The following is a 19,361-nucleotide window of genomic DNA, read 5'->3' on the forward strand; positions in this document are numbered from 1 at the left end:
TTGGGTCAGTAATTCGGGTTTTGGGTCAGCTTCGTATTCTGGTTCAACGCCGATTGCGGGATCGGCAGCAAATAGTTTTTATTGGCAAAAAACGTTTTGCCGCCTTCCGGTGCGGGAATGACCGTGTACACCGGTTTGCCGCCTACCAGCTCAATTTTCATGGCGTGTAACGTTCCGTTCAGGTTCTTTTCGGCCAGCTTCAACCGCATCAGATCGAACCACCGCCGTTCTTCAAACGCCAGTTCCACCCGGCGTTCCCGCATGATGGCCACCCGCATCTCGGCCTGCGTCAAGCCGGTTTTCAGGTTCGGTAATTCCGACCGCGTCCGCACCTGGTTGATGGCGGCATACACCGACGCATCCGGCCCAACGGCTTCGTTCTGCGCTTCGGCATAACTCAGCAGCACCTCCGCATAGCGGTAAATAATGAAACTGCCGCTGTTCAACAAATGGTTGCCGTTGACGGTGTATTTCGGATTCAGTCCTTTCCGCAAATAATAGCCGGTATTGGTCGCTTCATTGGTATTACTCAAATCCGTCGCATTCCGACTACCGACGCCCTGTTTCATCACCATTTCGGCACCCACCCAGATCGATCCGTCGTAGACAATGGACTGATAAAACCGCTTTTCCCGGTTCACATACGGGTTCTGAGGATCGTAGCCCGAAGCCGGATCCGAAATCGGTAAACCGTTGGCCATCGCGTATTCGTCCACGAGTTCCTGCGTCGGATCGACGCCACCGTAGGCTTTTTGAACCCCGCCGACCATCCAGGGGCCCCAAAGGCCTTCTTTGCCGCTGCCCAGGGCCGTTCCGCCGAGGTATTGCTTGGCAAAAAGCACTTCCACATTGTTGTTGTTGTCCTCGTAAAATTGCGTTTCGTAATTGGAAAACAGGCTGTGCGAACCCAGATCGATGACACGCTTGTTGGTAGCGGCCGCCAATGCCCAGCGGGTTTTGTCGTTGGCGGTATTTTTCAACGGGCTGGCCCAGAACAGCTCGCACCAGCCTTTGAGGGTCAGCGCCGTCGCTTTGGAAACCCGACCCGCTTCGGCCTTGAGCGGCAGGTCATCGACAATGGCGGCACACTCGTCCACAATGAATTTGTAAGTTTCCTCGTCGGTGTTGCGCGCCCGGAAAATGGCGTCGCCCTGCGTGTTCTGGTTCAGTGAACTGGTGATGATCGGAACCCCGCCGTGGGCTGTCCACAGTAATTGATAGTAGTAGGCGCGTAAAAACCGGGCTTCTGCAATTTTTGGTTTCTTCCAGGTATCCGGAAAGGCCGACGCCGTTACTTTTTCGATGAATAAATTGGCCCGGCGGATGTTAGCGTACTGCCCCCACCAGTTGGGGGCGTTGCTGGCCGTATACACCGACGGCGAGTATAACACCCGGCTGGGCAGCCCGTTGACGCCGTTCATGGCATTGTCCGTAAAATTTTCCCACGGATCGAAGCCGTTGAACGGACCCGGAATGCCCGAATACACGTTGTTCAGAAACAGGTCGGCCGTGGCGGCATCTGTCCAGACGATACTGTCTGATATCTGGTCTTTGGGGGCCACTTCCAGAAAATCTTTGCAGGAGAAAACTCCCAGGATCAGGAACAGCAAAGCTACTTTGCCATTCAACTTTATAAGCCTAGACAGGTTCATCGCGGGTGTTTGTTTTCAGGATTAAAACGTTACATTCAAGCCAACTGAAATTACTTTCTGCTGCGGATAACTCCAGGCATTGGCCTGCGTAATTTCCGGGTCAAAATTCCGCAGTTTCGTCCACGTCAGGATGTTTTGTCCGGACACGTAGACCCGCGCATTCTGGATTTTTATTTTCTGCGTGATCACCGATGGAATCGAATACGACAGGGTGGCACTTTTCAACCGGAGGTAGCTGGCATCGCCGATCCAGAACGACGATACCTGTGTGTTGTTGGTCGTCGGGGCGTTGGTGATGCGTGGATAGGTGGCATCCGGATTTTCCGGCGTCCAGTAGTCCAGCGTCTCCCGAACCGCACCCATGCCGTTGCTGAATGCCCAGGCCGCACTGCCCGAATAATAGAAGTTGGTTTTGGCCGCGCCCTGAAACAGCAGGTCGAGCGTAAAGCCTTTGTACTGAATGTTCGGCGCAAGGCCATAAATGATTCGGGGCGTGGCTACGGCGTCACCAATTCGGGTGAGGTCGTCGTCGTTGATTTTGCCGTCGTTGTTCATGTCCTGATACCGGATGTCGCCGGGTTGCACCTTGCCCCAGGGTTGGGTGGCAATACCGGTTTTCAGATTCCCGGCTTCGTCAAAATCGGCCACCTGAAACAAACCGAGTGATTGAAAGCCAAACTGTGTTCCGAGCGGTTTTCCGGTCAACCGGCGGTTGAGGTTGTTATAGGTTGCCCCCGCTTCAAACACCTGTAACAGCTTGTTTTTGGCGTACGTAAAATTGCCGTTCAGCGAAACGCGCAGGCCGGATGCAAACCGGTGTGCCGAGCCAATGGACAGGTCGATGCCCTGGTTTTGCATGATCCCGGCATTCACCTGGCTCAGTCCGATTCCGTATTCGGACGGCACAATGACGTCGGGGTTGACCAGCATGTTGGAGCGTTTTTCGTAGAAATAATCCATTTCCAGGTTCAACAGGCCTTTCCATAACGTGGCTTCCAAACCGATGTCGGTCTTTTTCGCGCGTTCCCAGGTGATGTTCGGATTCGGTTCGTTGCGTTCGCGGAGGGCCTGAACGGCGTTGCCACCAAGCACATAGGCCGGACCCACTACGCTGTAGGTACTCATGTACTGAAAGGCACTCCCGGCCAGCGCGCCCACTTCGCCATACGATCCCCGCAGTTTCAGGTTGTCGATCCAGCGCACATTGTCCTTGATGAAATTCTCTTCCGACAAGCGCCAGCCGAGCGAGAAGGCCGGGAAAAAACCGTAGCGGTTTTCGGGGGCAAAGTAATAGCTGCCGTCGTAGCGACCGCTGGCTTCGAAGAGGTATTTGTCGGCGTAATCATACGTAACCCGGTAAACCAGACCCATTTGCCGGCCGTAGTTGGAGGTTCCGGTGGTCGTCATATCGGCCTGGCTCGAACTGCCCATGTCGAGTTCGTCGATGCTCAGGTTGTAGTTCCGGCGCGTGGCACCCAACAGCATCGCGTCATTGGCTTTGGCTTCAAAAACCGCCAGGGCGCCCACGGTGCTTTTGCCAAATGACCGCACGTAATTCAGGCTGGCCTGGTAGGTCAACTGCTGGGTCTGGTTGTAGGTCTGGTTCAATGACGATTTGGCCTGACCGAAAATGCCGTCGGTGATCACTTTCGTTGCCGTATTGATCGTGGCCAGGTGAACCGGGGTCGTCCAGATTTTATCCAGAATCATGGTCGGATCGTAGGCAATCGTGCCTTTGGCCACCAGCCCCGGAATGAACAGAATCTCCTGTTCGACAGACAGTTGCGAATACAAAGCCGTCGTGTTGGTTTTCTGGTAGCCGCTGTTGTAAATGCTGCCGGTGACGTAGGTGCCGTTCATGCCGTTGCTGAAAAACAGGGGACCGTTTTGCAGGTGGGAATAGGCGATCAGTTCAAAAAGACGCGGTGTTCCGATGGAAGGATATTGGGATTTCTGTACCCTTCCGTTCAGATTAAAAGAAATTTTGGTGGTTTTGGTGGCCTGCGCATCCAGGTTGATGGCCAGGTTATACCGTTTGTTGTTGGTCGACGGCCACATCCCGGCCTGGTACTGATACCCCAGGCTGGCGTAGTATTTAATCCGCTCGGCACCGCCCGACAATTCGATGTTGTGGGTGGTGATGACGGCGTTGCGGTTGACAATTTCCTTGACGTAATTATCCGCCGGGTACGAATCGTTGTCGGAACCGTCCCTGAATTTCTGTAACGCTTCCGCCGAATACGGTTCTGGTAACCCGGCGTATTTGGCGGCTGCGTTTTTCAGGCTGGCAAAATCGTAGCCGTACAAATAATCGGGCATGACGGTCGGATTCTGAAAGCCGACATAGGCATTATACGTCAGCGACGGCGTGCCGGTTTTTCCACGCTTGGTCGTCACCAGAACGACGCCATTGGCCCCGGCCACTCCGTAGGGTGCCACGGCTGCGGCATCTTTCAGAATCGTAAACGTTTCAATGGTGTTGGGATCGAGCTGCTGAAAACTGCGGGGGATATTGTCTACGATCAGCAGCGGCTGGTTGTTGCCCGTGGAGGAAATTCCGCGAATGTAAATGTTGGAACCGTCGCGGCCGGGTTCGCCGGAAGCCTGTTTGACGATGACGCCCGGCAACCGGCCACCCAGGCTGTTGCTCAGGTTGGTGACGGGAACGGAGGCAATTTCTTCTCCTTTCATGGCCGAAACAGCCGCCGTCACCGAGGTTTTCTTCTGAACCCCGTAGCCCACCACGACGACTTCGCTCAACGCTTTGATGTCCGGTTTCAGGCTGACGTTGATTTCGGTACGGCCACCGACCAGCACTTCCTGCGGTTCGTAGCCCACAAAACTAAAGACCAAAACCGCTTCCGGGCCGGGAATGGCCAGCTTGTAGGTGCCGGTTCCGTCGGTGGTGGTTCCGCGCGTCGATCCTTTCAGGACAATGCTCACACCGGGTAGGTCTTCACCTTTTCCGGCATCCCTCACCCGGCCCTGAATGGTGATGTCGGCGACGACCGGTTTTTCCACCACCCGGGCCGCCGGAACCTCTAGCGCTGCTGCTTCGGTGGTCGGTCGGCTTTCGGTTTGGCGGGCAAAGGGGGCTTCGGGAAATCGACTCGGATTGATGTCCGACCTCCGCTGCGGTTCTTTGGCGGTGATCACGTAGCCCCCATTTTTCGATTTTTTATAGCTTAATCCAAACGGTTTTAACACCGTCTCCAGGTTGGTTTCCAGCCGGTCGTCCCAGTGAATGGCGTCCGACGAAACGACATAGCCCTCCACAATCCGGTCGAAAAACAGAATATCTACTTTATAATGGTTTTTCAGTTCCCGCAGGGTTTCTTTCAACTGGCGGTTTTCGGGCCTCACGGACAGCGGCTGGCGGGCTGAGGTCTGGGCCTTCGCGAGCATTTGGGCAAAACCCGGCTGGATAACACCCAGCAGCAGAATCAGCAGTGGTGGTATTCTTTTTTTCATGGAGGTAAATAAGAAGAATGGGTTAGTAAGCAGAAATGAGAAGAAGTACGGTGGGTTAATGCGCAGGATTCGGAATGACAATGTGGTTGCCGGTACGTTTGTAGGTCAGGGCCGACCCTTCCATCAGTGACTCCAGGAGTTCTTCGGCGTTGCGGGCTGTAAATGAGCCGGAAACGGTCCATTTAGCCAGTTTGGGATCGGTGATTTCCAGCACCAGGCCGTAGTTTTCCTTGAACAGATGGGTGATTTCTTCGAGTGTCGTTTCTTCAAACACAAAGCGGTTTTCGCGCCAGGCCGATGCGTTTTCTGGCTGACTCAGTTTCCGGAGTTGGACCTGCCCATCGCGCCGGTTCAGGGTCACCAGATCGCCGGGTTTCATCATCAGTTGCCGGGGCGACTGGCCCTCCTGGTACCGGAGCTGCACTTTCCCTTTGTTCAAAACCACTTTGCCGCCCCGCTCCCGATTGTACACCGAAAATTCAGTACCGAGAACGACGACCTCGAAGTTGCGGTTTGTCTTGACCACAAACCGCTGATCGTCTGTCGTATGGGTGACCGAAAACGTGGCCTCACCCGACAGGGCCACATCCCGCGTCTGATAACCAAATCCAAACCGGGGGACCTTCAGCGTCGAGTTGGCATTCAAGGTCACTTCACTGCCATCGGCCAGTGTCAGTTGCCGGGTTTCGCCGTAGGTTGTGGTATATTTTTCGTTCATGAGATCGTCGCGAAACACCCAGCCACTTCCGACCAGCAAAGCCACTGAAGCAGCAGCAACCCACCGAAACCAGGGCTGTTGGGTCACTGGAATGGGCCGATCGATACCAGCCGGTTCGTCTTCTTGCGGGTCCTGAGCCATCCGCATCTGGTGCCGGTCGAGGGCGGTCTGGACATCGGCCACATACTGCGGATTCTGGCTTTCCCAGATTTCGAGCCAGTGGAAAAACTGTTCCCGGTTGTCTGTATTTTTGGCCCATTCGTCGATCAATTGCTTCTGGAAAGCCGTAGTGCGACCCGCGAAGTAGTTGAACAAGAGTTCTTTCGTTACCTGTGTTTTCATAAGTCAGACCGGTTTAGGGCTGGCAAAAACCGCCACGCCAAAAACCCATTTCAGGAAGTTGTTGTGGTTTTATTGCGGATACTGGCAGAAGCTGAGGAGCAAAATCAGCCATTTGTCTTTCAGGAAAGCCCGGACGTGGCGGATAGCCCGGTACATGTGGACTTCGACGGTTCGGAGTGACAGGTTGAGTTCCTGCGCAATCTCGGCGTATTTTCGGCCTTCAAACCGGTGCATGACGTAGACCTGCCGCTGTTTCAACGGCATGGCATCGATGGCTTTTTCCACGTCATGATACAGTTCCTCGAACTGTGTAACGGAGTCGGGTTGCTGCTCGATGGGAAACGAAACCCGCTCGGCCTGGTCGAGGGAGGTGCTGCGTTTCATCTCGGCCCGGACGTAGTCGAACGCCCGGTTACGAACGGCGGTAAACAGGAAGGCGCGGTAGGAGGTGGTAATGGTGAGGTAAATCCGGCCGACGTGGAACTCATAGAAAATGTCCGAAACAATGTCTTCGGCAATTTCTTTGGACGATACAAACCGGACGACGTGGCTGCACAGCGACTGGTAATAGTGTTGAAACAGCAGCGCGATGCCCGAATCCGGGTTCTGTTCAAACGCCTTCTGAATCAGCCGTTCGGCATCCAGGGCCACCGCCGGTCGTTGAAAATGGGACGGGGGATGATCACTGAGCGGACGCTCCCCGAGTGGATACTCCCCGAGTGGACGCTCCCCGAGTGAAAATGGGTTTCCCGGTTTGCCATTCGGGTCCGGCACTAAACGTCTAACCTCTCCCATGTTCGATAAATGGTGAAAATACTAGTCAGAAAGGCGAAATCACTGCTTCGATACAGGGAGACGATTGAGTGCGGGAAAAACACTTACCGTAATTTTGTATTTATTTGGCAGATTTGAAAAATAGTTTGAAAAAAGTATCGATTGACTGTTTACTTGCCAATACTATTTTAGAAAATGAGCCAGTACGTCAATTATAAATGGTCTATGAAAACGAATCAGGGAATCGAAACCGGCCAATCCGTTGAAAGAACCGTATCCACGTTGAACACCCCGTTGTTTCCGTTTAAAGTCGGTTTATTCGGTATTGGTCTGGATACCTACTGGGCGCAATTCGACGGGCTGGAAGCCCGGTTGAAAGGCTACCTGCAGCGCGTAGAGTCGCGGTTCAGTCGCCCGGGTGTTGAAGTGGTCAATCTCGGCCTGGTCGATTCGCCGGAAAAAGCCCTGGTGGCCGGTCACCAGTTCCGGCAGGCCGACATCGATCTGTTGTTCATTTACGTTACAACGTATGCCCTGTCGGCGACGGTTTTGCCGGTGGTACAGCGGGCCAAAGTGCCGGTGATCGTCCTCAACCTGGCACCCGAACCGGCCATCAATTACGAATGGTTCAATCAGTTGAACGACCGAACCCGAATGACCGGCGAATGGCTGGCCTATTGTTCGGCCTGCCCCGTTCCCGAAATTGCCAATGTGTTCCGGCGGGCCGGTATTCCGTTTCATCAGGTTACCGGGATGCTTGAAAACGACCCCGAGGGCTGGCAGGAAATCGATGAATGGATCGAAGCCGGGCGGGTGGCCCACATCATGGCGCATAACTGCCTGGGTTTGATGGGCAATTATTACAGCGGCATGCTCGACATTTATTCCGATCTGACGCTGCAAAACGCAACCTTCGGCGGCCACATGAAAATCGTGGAAGTCGATGAACTGTCGGCTTTGCGTGAAACCGTGTCAGCAGAACAGGTGAAGGAACGGACAGCGGTTTTTGCTGAAACCTTCGACGTTCAGGCCGATTGCCTGTCCGAAGAACTGGACCGGGCTGCCCGCACCTCTATCGCGCTGGATCAGCTCGTGGAAATCCACGGTTTGGGTTCGCTGGCGTATTACCACAAAGGGTCTGGTAATCCGGCGAATGAAGATACGATGAGTTCGGTGATTCTGGGCAATTCACTGCTGACGGCGCGCGGCATTCCGGTGGCGGGTGAATACGAAGTCAAGAATGCCCAGGCCATGAAAATCATGGACAGCTTCGGCGTTGGCGGTTCGTTTACGGAATATTACGCGATGGATTTTGCCGACGATGTGGTGTTGATGGGCCATGATGGTCCCGGCCACATCCGCATTGCCGAGGGCAAAACCAAAGTTCGCCCGCTCTATGTATATCATGGAAAAGTGGGTCGGGGACTTTCGGTGGAAATGTCGGTGAAAAACGGGCCGGTAACGCTGCTGTCGGTGGTGGAAAACGGGAATGGGAAAATCAGTTTGCTCGTAGCCGAAGGCGAATCCGTGCCGGGGCCGATTCTTCAAATTGGCAATACCAACAGCCGCTACCGGTTTTCGCCGGGTGCCCGGAACTTCGTACAGACCTGGAACAGCCACGGCCCGGCGCACCATTGCGCAGTGGGAGTGGGGCATATTGCCTCCAAACTGGCGAAACTGGGGGCGTTGCTGAATGTGGAGGTGATTCTGGTGTGCTAGCTTTGCAAATCCTGACCAGCCCGAGTCTTGACCAACCCGATCATTCAATCTTATTTGTCTGATAAACTGATATTTCTGGATCGATTTTTGCATATACAAGACCAAGGACCGTTTAGTAAAGATTCCCTCTTTTTTTCCCTTCTGCTTCTTCTCTTATTCACCACACTGGTGACCCGGCCCCTTTTTTCTCAGTGAGTTTTCTTCATACGCTGTTCAGCAAAAACAAGGTGAAAGTCTTTATCCGGTATATGGTAAGTGTTCGTTGCAAAATGATTGTACAGGCAATTTTTGATAAAATCGGCCTGACATGCGAGGTGATCGATCTCGGTGAAGTGGACGTTCAGGGAATCATTTCTGCCGGACAACTGGAGCAGTTGCGAACCGGTTTACTGGAAGCGGGGCTTGAACTGATTGACGACAAAAAAGGTGTCCTGATCGAAAAAGTGAAAAACGTCATCGTTGAGCTGGTACACTACACCGACGAGCTTCCTAAAATGAAGAATTCGGACTACATCAGTTCGAAACTGCAGTATGATTATACCTACCTCGCCAATCTGTTTTCGGAAGCGGAAGGTACGACGATTGAAAAATACATCATTGCCCACAAGATTGAACGGGCAAAAGAATTACTGCGGTATGATGAGCTCAATCTGACGCAAATCTCCTACAAATTAAACTACAGCAGTGTGGCCCATTTGTCCAACCAGTTCAAAAAGGTAACCGGCATAACACCTTCGTATTACAGGCAACTCAAACACCAGGGACGTACGGCCCTTGAGAATGTGTGAATGATGTAACCTTTCTGGGGAATTGTGTAACATATGCGGGTTATTAAAGACCCATCTTAGCACTATAAAATAAAACCAGCCTGATCACTCAATGACTATGAAACGAAAACTACTTAGTTGCCTGGCCTACAGTACCTTGTTTGCCTTACCGTTCATCGGGTTCGGACAGAGCGCACCTCCCCTGGGCACCACCTCTACGTTTGCTTTATTTACTGCCAATGGGGCGCTTCTGAACGACGGAGCCTCCCAGATTACGGGCGACATCGGAACCAATGTCGGATCCATCAGCGGTTTTGAAACGGCCACCGTGACGGGCAACACGCGCACCGCCGGGAGTCCGGAATCGATTCAGGCCGCGACGGATGTTGCATTGGCTTACAGTACTTTACTGGCAGCTCCCTGTAATCCGACGGCTATCGGTGTTGAACTGGGGGGGCAGACGCTGAGTCCGGGTGTTTCCTGCCAGACTTCCGCATCGCCCACCACCCTGAATGGAACGCTCACCTTAAGTGGCACCGGTGTTTTTATCATTAAATTAAACAGTGCCTTAACAACAGCTACGAGTTCAAGCATTGTGCTGACAAACGGGGCCACGGTTGAAAACGTTTTTTTTCAAATCAACGGAGCCGCCACCCTGGGAACCGGCTCGACGTTTAGAGGAACCATCGTTGCCCTGGATGCCATTGTGCTGAATACGACTACGCTGGAAGGAAGGGCCCTTTCAACCGCGGGAGCCATCACGATCAACGCCAGCACGGTTATCGTTCCTACAGCCGCCCCGTTGCCGGTGACTTTGGTCAGCTTTACGGCGAAACCACAAGCCAATCGCACGGTCGAATTGGCCCTGACGACGTCGCAGGAAATCAACAACAAAGGCTTTTTGATTGAACGAAGCAAGGATCTGCAACGGTTCGATAAAGTGGGTGAAGTAGGTGATGTTTCGGTGAATAGCACAACCTTAAAAACCTACCGGCTGACCGACCAGACGCCCTATTCAGGCACCAGTTATTACCGCCTGACGCAGACCGATCTGAACGGCCGATCGACGGTATACCGGGCGGTTTCGGTGGTGTTGCGGGATGATGCCTACGGCGTATATCCCAACCCGGTGGCACGCGGAGAACGGTTTGTGCTGCGGCTGGACGAGCCCGAAACCGCCATTCTTGGATTCTACAGTGCCGATGGACGCTTGCAGTCTCTTCAGAAAACCGGCATTCAGTCGGGAAATCTGCTGCTGAAATCGACAGGGCTGTCGTCCGGTGCCTACATCCTCAAGGTGCAGGAACGGGGGCAGACACGCCAGCACCGCTTTATTGTGGAGTAACCGGTTGTTTACCGCATTGGCTGGTTAATAATATTTATTCCGGCCCGGCCTTCGATTCTCAATAGTCCATTTCGGAGCAATTTAACGGTGATTTCGGTTCACCCTGGCATGGCTTTGTGCGGTCATTCCAACTTTTTGGCTCCCTTATACTGCGTATCACGAATGATCGAGAACTACCTCCGAACGCATACCAACCGTTTTCTGTCCAGCTACCTGATTCTGCTGACCGATACGATCATTGCCGGTATTGCCTTTGCCCTTGCGTATGGTCTGCGGTTTAATTTTGATTTCAGCGCCATGAACGGGGATAATCTGCTGGCCGGTTTGCTGATCACCACCCTCTGCCGGTTAATCTGCTTCGTCCTGGTGGGGTCTTACCGGGGCATTATCCGTCACACCAGCCTGGAAGACCTGCGCCTGCTGGGTCTGGCGGTTACGATGAGTACGGCGCTGACGGCGCTGGTTTCGGGCCTGCTGGCTTTGGGAAGTGGGCTGTGGCCGCTCTACATACCGGTTTCCATTCTGCTCATCGACTATTGCTGCTGTCTGGTTATGTTGGCCGCCAGCCGGTTTGGTGCGAAGGCACTCTATTGGCATCTGCTCCTGGTGGGGGGCGGTCGTCGCCAGCCCGTTTTGATTTATGGGGCTGGTCAAACCGGATTACTCACCCGCAAAGCCCTGGAGCAGGACCCCGATCACTGGTATCAGATGCTGGCCTTTGTGGATGACGATCCCGCCAAACGGGGTAAAGTCCTGGAAGGCGTCGAGGTTCTGTCGCGTCAGCAGGCTTACCGGCGCTTTATCAAAGGCCAAACCGTGCTGCCCCAGGTTATTCTGGCGATGGAATCCGGTACGCCCCACCAACGGGCGCAGATCACCGACTTTTTTCTGCAATACGACATTCCGCTCAAAACCGTTCCGGGTGTCCGGCAGTGGATGGACGGTCGGCTCGATACGCTGCAAATCCGCGACATTCGCATTGAAGATCTGCTCGAAAGAGCCCCGATTCAGCTTTTCAACGACACCTTGCGGGCACAACTCGATGACCAGGTGGTGATGGTGACGGGCGCGGCCGGTTCCATCGGAAGTGAACTGGTCCGTCAGTTGCTGAGCCACCACCCGCGTACGATTGTGCTGGTCGATCAGGCTGAATCGGCCTTGTTCGACCTGGAGTTTCAACTCCGCCAGCACTTTAAAACCGCCCTGAACGAAATCCGCCTGGTGATCAAAATTGCCGATGTGTCTAACCAGACGCGAATGCAGCACGTGTTTCGGGATACCCGGCCGACGCTGGTTTTTCATGCCGCAGCCTACAAACATGTTCCGCTGATGGAGGAACATCCATTCGAGGCTGTTCGGGTCAATGTGCTCGGCACGCAGGTCATGGCCGATCTGGCACTGGAATACGGGGTGCAGCGGTTTGTGATGATCTCGACCGACAAAGCTGTCAATCCGACCAACGTTATGGGAGCCACCAAGCGGCTGGCCGAGTTGTATGTCCAGAGTCTGAACCACTCGGACCCGTTGCTGCGCCGGACCCGGTTTATGATCACCCGGTTTGGCAACGTGCTGGGTTCCAACGGCTCGGTGGTGACGGTTTTCCGGCAGCAGATTCAGGCGGGAGGCCCGGTGACGGTAACCCATCCGGAGGTTCGGCGGTATTTCATGACCATCCCGGAATCCTGTCAACTGGTGCTCGAAGCCGGGGCGATGGGGCAGGGTGGAGAGGTCTTTGTCTTCGATATGGGTGAGCCGGTCCGGATTGTGGATCTGGCCCGGAAGATGATCCGGCTGTCGCGCGAGCCGGGCGGGCAGGACATCAAGGTTGTTTTTACCGGGCTGCGACCCGGCGAGAAACTGTATGAAGAACTGCTGCATACGAACGAACGCACACTGCCCACCCATCATCCCAAAATTATGATTGCCCGGGTGGCAGCCCTGCACGTGGAGGAAATCCGGTTTTGTCTGGAACAACTCCGTCACCAGCTCACCGCAGGCAATGACCGGGCTTTGGTGAGCAGCATCAAACGAATCATTCCGGAATTTATCAGTAACAATTCCGAATTCAGCACGCTGGATTATTGAGACCGGCCCTTGGGCGGTCGATCCGGAACAAACACCAACCGAATCATGCATAAATTAGTAGTTGTCGATGGCCATTCTATTGTGCGCTCGGGCATCCGTCTGCTGTTGAAAGACTACTACGGCACGATCCAGATTGACGAAGCCCAGAACGGTGGAGTGGCTTTCCGGAAAATCATGGACACCGACTATGATCTGGTGATCATGGAACTCAACCTGCCGAACACGGATACGTTCAGTTTTCTGGAAAATCTTCGCAAGATGGTGCCTGAGTTGCCCATTCTTCTCTTCACAACCGTTACCAAATATGCTTTTCTGAAGCGGTATCTGCAAATGGGGGTGAAGGGGTATTTGAGCAAAGAAGCGGGCGACCCGGAAATCCTGACGGCGGTGCGGAGTATTCTGGCGGGCCGAAAATACATGGATTCCTCGTTGCTGGATCAGACGCAGGAAGACCGGCACCAGGCGGATGAACTGGATCCCTTCCAATTGCTGTCGAACCGGGAGTTTGAAATTGCCCAGCATTTGTTCAAGGGAACATCGGTGAGCACCATTGCCGATTATTTAAATATTCACACCTCCACGGTTGGAACCCATAAAGCCCGGATTTATGACAAACTCCGGGTCGATAATGTCATCATGCTCAAAGATTTGGCCGAATTATATCGTTTGATCTAATAAAGGCTCCCGGGCGTTTCAACGCCGGTTTTGGAAAAATACCCGCCGTATCCGGGAGTCGGAGGGCGGTTCTTCCGGCAGTTGGTCGGTCCTGTTTACAATATTCGTACAAATGTTGATGTATATTTGTAAACAACCGTATGTAACTGACCCCGTATGGCTCAACGTAACCTGTCATTGAAAGGCCCCATCATTTCTATCGAGGATGATGAAGACGACCAGTTTTTGCTGGGGCAAATTGTAAAGCAGTTGGACATTCCCAACGAAATCCGGTTTTTTCCCAACGGCCAACTGGCTTTGCAATATCTGGAAGCCACCGATGAACAGCCATTCCTGATTTTGTGTGACATCAATATGCCGATCATGAACGGACTGGAACTGCGCCGACGGATCAACCAGAACGAGACCCTGCGCCAGAAATCCATTCCGTTTGTGTATTTAACGACCGCAGCCAACCCCGACATTATCCGCGAAGCGTATGAACAGGAAGTTCAGGGTTTTTTCCAGAAAGCAACGGATTACGCCGGTTTTCAGCAGCAAATGAAACTTCTCGTTGTCTACTGGCAAAACTGTCTGCATCCCAACAGCACGCTGTAACCCCTTCGTTTTTGTCAATTAGAAGAACAATACAATTTCGGGATTGAATCAGCCGTTTAGTATTCGACCGAAATCACCACGTCGCAGCCGATGAAGTCGGTTGGGGTTCGACAGGGGGCGGTTCCTGAATCTCGTTTTTTTCCAGCATTGGTTTCCGCATTCTATGGCCATTCTGTTTCGCATTTTTTCCCGGCTGAGCTTCTTTTTAGTCGTTTACACGGTTTTAGGTTGTACTCTTTTTGATGGGTTATCGCCCAAAGACAAAGGCTCGAATGTCATTGTGGGCTGGGGCGATAGCATGACGGAGGGTAGCAACGGCAGCTCGTACCTGATCGAACTGCAGAAACTGGCTCCGCAGTATACGTTTGTCAATGAGGGCATATCCGGGGAAAAAAGCTACCAGATTGCCAAGCGAATGCTGGCTGCAACCGACAAACATTCGTACAATACAATCATCTGGGCAGGTCGTAACAATTACCTGGAACCCGAACAAATCAAAGCCGACATCGCGTCGATGGTGAAAGCATTAGGGCACGACCGGTATCTGGTGTTGAGCATCGTGAACGGCAGTTTCGGCCAGAATGAGGACGTTTTTGGGGCAGGTCACGACGCCATCATGAAACTGAATGGGGAATTATACACCATCTACGGCGACCATTACGTCAATATTCATGCGTATTTGCTGTCGCAGTATGACCGGTCGAGCTACCTCGATATCGTCGATCATACGGATGATGTGGTGCCAAGATCGTTGCGGTTCGACCCTTTACACCTCAATGAAAAGGGAAATCAGAAAGTGGCCGAGCGAATTTTCCAGAGCCTGAACGTCCTGACCAATCCATAAATTCTTCCAGTGTCGCAAGCGAGTTCGTACATTTAGATACAGGGACGACACCGCTTGTGAGTGGTTCCATTGCAGGAAGACCGGCAAATGGGTCTGTTTTTAGTATGGTTTTTTGTTTATTAAATTTGACTATTTCAATAATTTATCAAATAAAATTGATTCAAAAAACCGTCCTCTATTCCTGAAAGTGACTTTTTGATCCGAAATCCTTCCAATAGGAAAATGATTTCTCACTTTCACGACCAAGACCGATGAATCGGATTCTCTTTGTAGCCACCCTTGCATTTGCCACTCAAGCTCCTTCGTGGGCGCAACAGCCGACAGTTTCATCCGAAAAAACCGACCTGCGGACCGAAGCGCCGGTGATCGAACGTACCGAGTCTGTCATTTACGAAAAACGGGTAACGGAAAAGCGCCTGAACAATGCATATTCGATCCCGGCGCCCGTTTCCGGATCGACGGCATCACTTTCTGTTGAACCGCCCGTCTATGAATCACAATCGTCTGTCAGCCTGCCCCGCAACGGGCAGGTAACAACAGGTTCTGCGGTTTTTCCGACAGCGAACTCGGCATCGAACCCGGATGAAATTCGGGCCTTGCGCAGGATGATCGAAGCGCAGAACACCAAAATCGACAGCATTCAAACGGATCTTGGGCAATTGAAAGGGGCTACAACAGTCGCTTCGCCAAACCGCCTGTCGAAACCGGGAAAAGCGCTCAAACGCGACAACGTTTCGATTGGTATTTACGCCGGACCCAACTTTTCGAAGTATTCGACGGATCAGGATAGCCTGGAATCCAAAGCCCGGGTGGGCTACCAACTCGGCGTTTACGTTCGCGGAGGAGGACGGCTGTTTGGGCAATTGGGTGTTGAATACGTGGGCGTTTCGTCGAAACTCTACAGCAAGGACGATAAAGGGACTTCGCTGAACGACATCAGCAGTACCATCAACACCCACTACGTTCAGATTCCGCTCCAGATCGGGTTTCGGCCGGCCATGACCCAGACCAAGCGGACGGGAATCCGGATTCAGGCGGGGGCCGAATTGTCGTATTTACTGAATGCCGATAAAAATGATTTCAACCTGACCGACGACGATTACAACAAAACCGTCGTCAATCTACTGGGTGGTGTCGGCTTCGATCTGGGGCCGGTTACCCTCGATGTGTCCTACCATCATGGCATCAAAGACGTGTATAAGGCCGAGAATGCCAAGCTTCGGATGGTCAGTGCCAGCCTTGGGTTTAAGTTCTAAGACACAGGAAGTATACAGAATAGAAGACATTTTGGGGTGATTTTCTAAAAAAAATGCAATATCGGGAACAATCGGCGGCTGTTGAGCGTACCTTTGTAAGAACCTCTTCCGCAGTTCATGACGCGCCGACAGCATTTTATTGTGATCCTGATTTTAGGAACGCTCACTACGATCAGTCCATTTTCCATCGACATGTATCTGCCGGGATTTCCGGCCATTGCGAAAAGCCTCAACACCACCATCGAACAGGTGCAGCTTTCACTGACCGCTTACCTGATCGGTATTTCGGTGGGGCAACTCCTGTATGGACCGCTGTTGGATCGCTATGGCCGGAAACGCCCGTTGTATGCGGGGCTGGTGCTGTATCTACTGGCCTCGATTGGCTGTGCGCAAACGACGTCGATCGAAACCCTAATTTTGATGCGGCTTTTGCAGGCCGTCGGGGGCTGTGTCGGGTTGGTGGCGGCTCAGGCACTGGTGCGCGATTTGTTTCCGGTTTCAAAGATTGCCCAGGTTTTTTCGCTGCTGACACTGGTACTGGCCATTTCGCCGATGATTGCACCCACGGTAGGCGGTTATGCCACGGTGGCCCTGGGCTGGCATTCGATATTCCTGATTCTGGCGGGCATAACCGCGCTCATTCTGGTGGCTATTTATTTCGTTTTGCCCGACGGTAAACAAGCCGATCCCTCGTTGTCGCTCCGGCCCAAAGCGGTTTTGAGTAGCTTTTTGACGGTGGCAAAACATCCACAGTTTTTGACTTACACGCTGGTGGGCGGGATTGCCACGTCGGCTCCTTTCGCCTATATTTCCGGTTCACCCGATGTGTTTATGAACATCTACCGGATCAGTGAGCAGCAATACGGCTGGATGTTTGCCTTTTTAGCCATCAGCATGATTGCGCCAACGCAATTGAATCACATTCTGTTGAAGCGGTTTCGGAGCGAGCAGATCATTTATGCCACGTTGACCTACCAATCCATGGTCGGCTTGCTGATGGTTTGGGGAACCTGGGCGGGCTGGTTTGGCCCTTACGGTTTGATCGCCATGCTGTTTTTGTTTCTCGCGGGTCAGGGATTGACCGGCCCCAATGCCTCAGCACTTTCGCTTTCTCCCTTCTCCCGTCATGCGGGTAGCGCGGCTGCTCTGATGGGCAGCTTCCGGATGGGCTTTGGTGCGTTGGTTTCCGCAGTCGTCAGTGTTTTCCACAACCACACCGCCATTCCGATGGTGGGTACGATGATGATCTGCGTGGTGAGTGGTCTGGCTATTTTTGTGACAGGACAACGGGTGATTCATTACCGGGCGAAGAAAGCCGGTTTTGAAGAATCACTTTCGGAAGTGGCTTTGTAAGATATGGTTTTACCAAACGCATAAAAAAACCGTAGCGAGCCTCGTTACGGTTTTTTTATGCGTTACAAACTGAAGTCTTTCAGTGCTTAGTTGCTGGCTTCGGCCGCTGGTTGTTCCTGTTCGACGGCGCTGGGGTCCATCCACATCACTTCCCAGAGGTGTCCGTCCAGGTCCTCAAAACCGTGTCCGTACATAAAGCCCTGATCCTGTTTTTCATTCGGCGTTTTTCCACCGGCTGCCACCGCCTTGCTAACCAGTTCATCAACAGCCTCCCGGCTTTCGGCAGAAAGGCAGATGATCGATTCGGTGGTTTTGGTCGAATCGGCAATCGCTTTTTTTGTGAATGACTGGAAGAAGGGCTCCACTAGCAGCATGACAAAAATGTCCTCGCTGATGATCATACAGGTGGCATTTTCGTCCGTAAACTGGGGGTTGAAGCGATAGCCCAATTGGGTAAAAAACGCGACGGATTTGTTCAGGTCTTTAACGGGCAGGTTTACAAAAATTTTCGTGGCCATGTGTATTTGTGGTTTAAAGTTTACCTGACAAAGGTACCGCCGAACCCGGTTTTCCGGGGTGTATGACTGCGACATTGTGCGGGTCGATTGCGACTTTTTGCGCGTCGAACATTTCTTTAATGTTACCGTTTTTTAAACTATTGTGACATAAGCGTGTCTATAGGGCATTCAACTTAACGTAGAACGCTATGAAAACGAATCATAATAGTTTTATCCTGATCCTGCTGGTGGCACTGCTGGCGGGTCATTCGATGGAGGCTCAAATTCTGAAAAGCTGGAGCCCTCAGGCCAAAGGAACCGCCATTGGGGCCGGAACCGGAGCGGCCGCCGGTGCCATCATCCATAAACGGAACCGCGTGGTGGGTGGGGTCGTCGGTGGGGTCGTGGGCGGTGCTGCCGGGTATGCCGTCGGGAAACACATCGACAACAAACGCAAGAAAGCAGCCTGGCAGGAAGCCGGTCGCCGGGCGGCAGAACGGCCGCTGGCCACCAGCACAGGAGCGGCTCCTTCCATTACAAAGCGCACCGCCGTGGCCGCCAAACCTGCCGTGTCGACTACAAAACCGGCCTTCAGTGCCGTTCAGCCGGTGTCTGTCCCGGAAACCGAGAGCAATCCGGCCTTGTATATCCTGAACCAGGGCTACCTGCCCAATCCGTATTACGGGGATCAGGCAGCACCCTATGGAGCGACCGAATACCGCCAGAAAAGCTGGTAACCTCATTCCATATAGGTTCATCACACCCTAAAATCGCAAACACCATGAAAGCATTCATCGCCATACTGATGCTGGCAGCGCTGACTACGGCCTGCTCGCCAGCCAATGAACCTGTCAATGTGCAGGAACTGAATAAGCAGTTTATTACTGCCTGGAATACAAAGGAAGCCGATAAGATTGTCGGTTTTCTGGCCGACGATGTCCAGTTTGTGCAGGGCAACAGCCACTGGCAGGGCAAGTCCGAAGTCGCCACGAAATGGGTCCGGGCCACTTTGCCGACGCTGGACGATTTGAAAACATTCGCGGTCAGTTCATCAACCGATCAGCAAACCGCCTACGAAGCCGGAACGTTCTCCGTAGACGTGTTGCCTGCCAACCCGGATGAACCGCACGGAAACGGTGAAGGGAACTATATGCTGCTCTGGAAAAAAGGAGCCGACAATACCTGGAAGCTTAGTTATGCCCAACTGGAAGATCTTCCGGTTCGGGTCAAGTAAGAATCAGCACTTTTTAAGAGTTTCTTCGGTCT

Annotated in this window: 16 protein-coding genes; 11 read left to right on the forward strand and 5 right to left on the reverse strand. The window is 53.0% G+C overall.

What is annotated here, in order from left to right; all coding sequences use genetic code 11:
• Positions 1–5: 5 nt before the first annotated feature.
• From DUE52_RS20025 to DUE52_RS20040, 4 genes are all read right to left on the reverse strand, one after another.
• Positions 6–1,652, reverse strand: a complete 1,647-nt coding sequence (locus DUE52_RS20025) for a RagB/SusD family nutrient uptake outer membrane protein (RefSeq protein ID WP_114407826.1) — start codon at positions 1,650–1,652, stop codon at positions 6–8.
• A 21-nt stretch (positions 1,653–1,673) separates the two neighbouring features.
• Positions 1,674–5,123: a SusC/RagA family TonB-linked outer membrane protein gene (locus DUE52_RS20030; RefSeq protein WP_114407827.1), complete on the reverse strand. Its 3,450-nt coding sequence runs from the start codon at positions 5,121–5,123 to the stop codon at positions 1,674–1,676.
• Positions 5,124–5,178: 55 nt separating this feature from the next.
• Positions 5,179–6,183: a FecR family protein gene (locus DUE52_RS20035; RefSeq protein WP_114407828.1), complete on the reverse strand. Its 1,005-nt coding sequence runs from the start codon at positions 6,181–6,183 to the stop codon at positions 5,179–5,181.
• A 69-nt stretch (positions 6,184–6,252) separates the two neighbouring features.
• Complete coding sequence (locus DUE52_RS20040; RefSeq protein WP_114407829.1) at positions 6,253–6,978, reverse strand: RNA polymerase sigma-70 factor; 726 nt, start codon at positions 6,976–6,978, stop codon at positions 6,253–6,255.
• Positions 6,979–7,182: 204 nt separating this feature from the next.
• Here DUE52_RS20040 and DUE52_RS20045 point away from each other — a divergent pair, with 204 nt between their 5' ends.
• The 9 genes from DUE52_RS20045 to DUE52_RS20085 all read left to right on the forward strand — a co-directional run bounded on the left by DUE52_RS20045 (position 7,183) and on the right by DUE52_RS20085 (position 17,598).
• Complete coding sequence (locus DUE52_RS20045) at positions 7,183–8,676, forward strand: arabinose isomerase (RefSeq protein ID WP_114407830.1); 1,494 nt, start codon at positions 7,183–7,185, stop codon at positions 8,674–8,676.
• A gap of 269 nt (positions 8,677–8,945) precedes the next feature.
• Entirely contained in the window at positions 8,946–9,464 is a 519-nt protein-coding gene (locus DUE52_RS20050) for a helix-turn-helix domain-containing protein (protein WP_229312238.1), read from the forward strand.
• 97 nt (positions 9,465–9,561) lie between these two features.
• A complete protein-coding gene (locus tag DUE52_RS20055; protein WP_114407831.1) occupies positions 9,562–10,788 on the forward strand; it encodes an ice-binding family protein in 1,227 nt (408 codons plus the stop codon).
• Positions 10,789–10,950: 162 nt separating this feature from the next.
• Positions 10,951–12,873, forward strand: a complete 1,923-nt coding sequence (locus DUE52_RS20060) for a polysaccharide biosynthesis protein (protein ID WP_114407832.1) — start codon at positions 10,951–10,953, stop codon at positions 12,871–12,873.
• A gap of 45 nt (positions 12,874–12,918) precedes the next feature.
• Complete coding sequence (locus tag DUE52_RS20065) at positions 12,919–13,548, forward strand: response regulator (RefSeq protein WP_114407833.1); 630 nt, start codon at positions 12,919–12,921, stop codon at positions 13,546–13,548.
• Between the two features lie 156 nt (positions 13,549–13,704).
• Positions 13,705–14,145: a response regulator gene (locus DUE52_RS20070; protein ID WP_229312239.1), complete on the forward strand. Its 441-nt coding sequence runs from the start codon at positions 13,705–13,707 to the stop codon at positions 14,143–14,145.
• 163 nt (positions 14,146–14,308) lie between these two features.
• Positions 14,309–14,989: an SGNH/GDSL hydrolase family protein gene (locus DUE52_RS20075; protein WP_114407834.1), complete on the forward strand. Its 681-nt coding sequence runs from the start codon at positions 14,309–14,311 to the stop codon at positions 14,987–14,989.
• A 251-nt stretch (positions 14,990–15,240) separates the two neighbouring features.
• Complete coding sequence (locus tag DUE52_RS20080; protein WP_114407835.1) at positions 15,241–16,245, forward strand: porin family protein; 1,005 nt, start codon at positions 15,241–15,243, stop codon at positions 16,243–16,245.
• 117 nt (positions 16,246–16,362) lie between these two features.
• Positions 16,363–17,598, forward strand: coding sequence for a multidrug effflux MFS transporter (locus tag DUE52_RS20085; RefSeq protein ID WP_114407836.1), 1,236 nt, complete (start codon positions 16,363–16,365; stop codon positions 17,596–17,598).
• Positions 17,599–17,684: 86 nt separating this feature from the next.
• Here the strand turns inward: DUE52_RS20085 and DUE52_RS20090 are convergent, their stop codons facing one another.
• Positions 17,685–18,116 (reverse strand): VOC family protein, encoded by a 432-nt coding sequence (locus tag DUE52_RS20090; RefSeq protein WP_114407837.1) that lies wholly within the window; start codon positions 18,114–18,116, stop codon positions 17,685–17,687.
• A gap of 188 nt (positions 18,117–18,304) precedes the next feature.
• Here DUE52_RS20090 and DUE52_RS20095 point away from each other — a divergent pair, with 188 nt between their 5' ends.
• Together DUE52_RS20095 and DUE52_RS20100 are read left to right on the forward strand one after the other, a co-directional pair.
• Positions 18,305–18,832, forward strand: coding sequence for a YMGG-like glycine zipper-containing protein (locus tag DUE52_RS20095; protein WP_114407838.1), 528 nt, complete (start codon positions 18,305–18,307; stop codon positions 18,830–18,832).
• 44 nt (positions 18,833–18,876) lie between these two features.
• The gene (locus DUE52_RS20100) at positions 18,877–19,329 is read left to right on the forward strand and encodes a YybH family protein (protein WP_114407839.1); all 453 of its coding nucleotides are present in this window, start codon (positions 18,877–18,879) and stop codon (positions 19,327–19,329) included.
• Positions 19,330–19,361 lie beyond the last annotated feature (32 nt).

Source organism: Larkinella punicea (assembly GCF_003334855.1).
Lineage (GTDB): Bacteria > Bacteroidota > Bacteroidia > Cytophagales > Spirosomataceae > Larkinella > Larkinella punicea.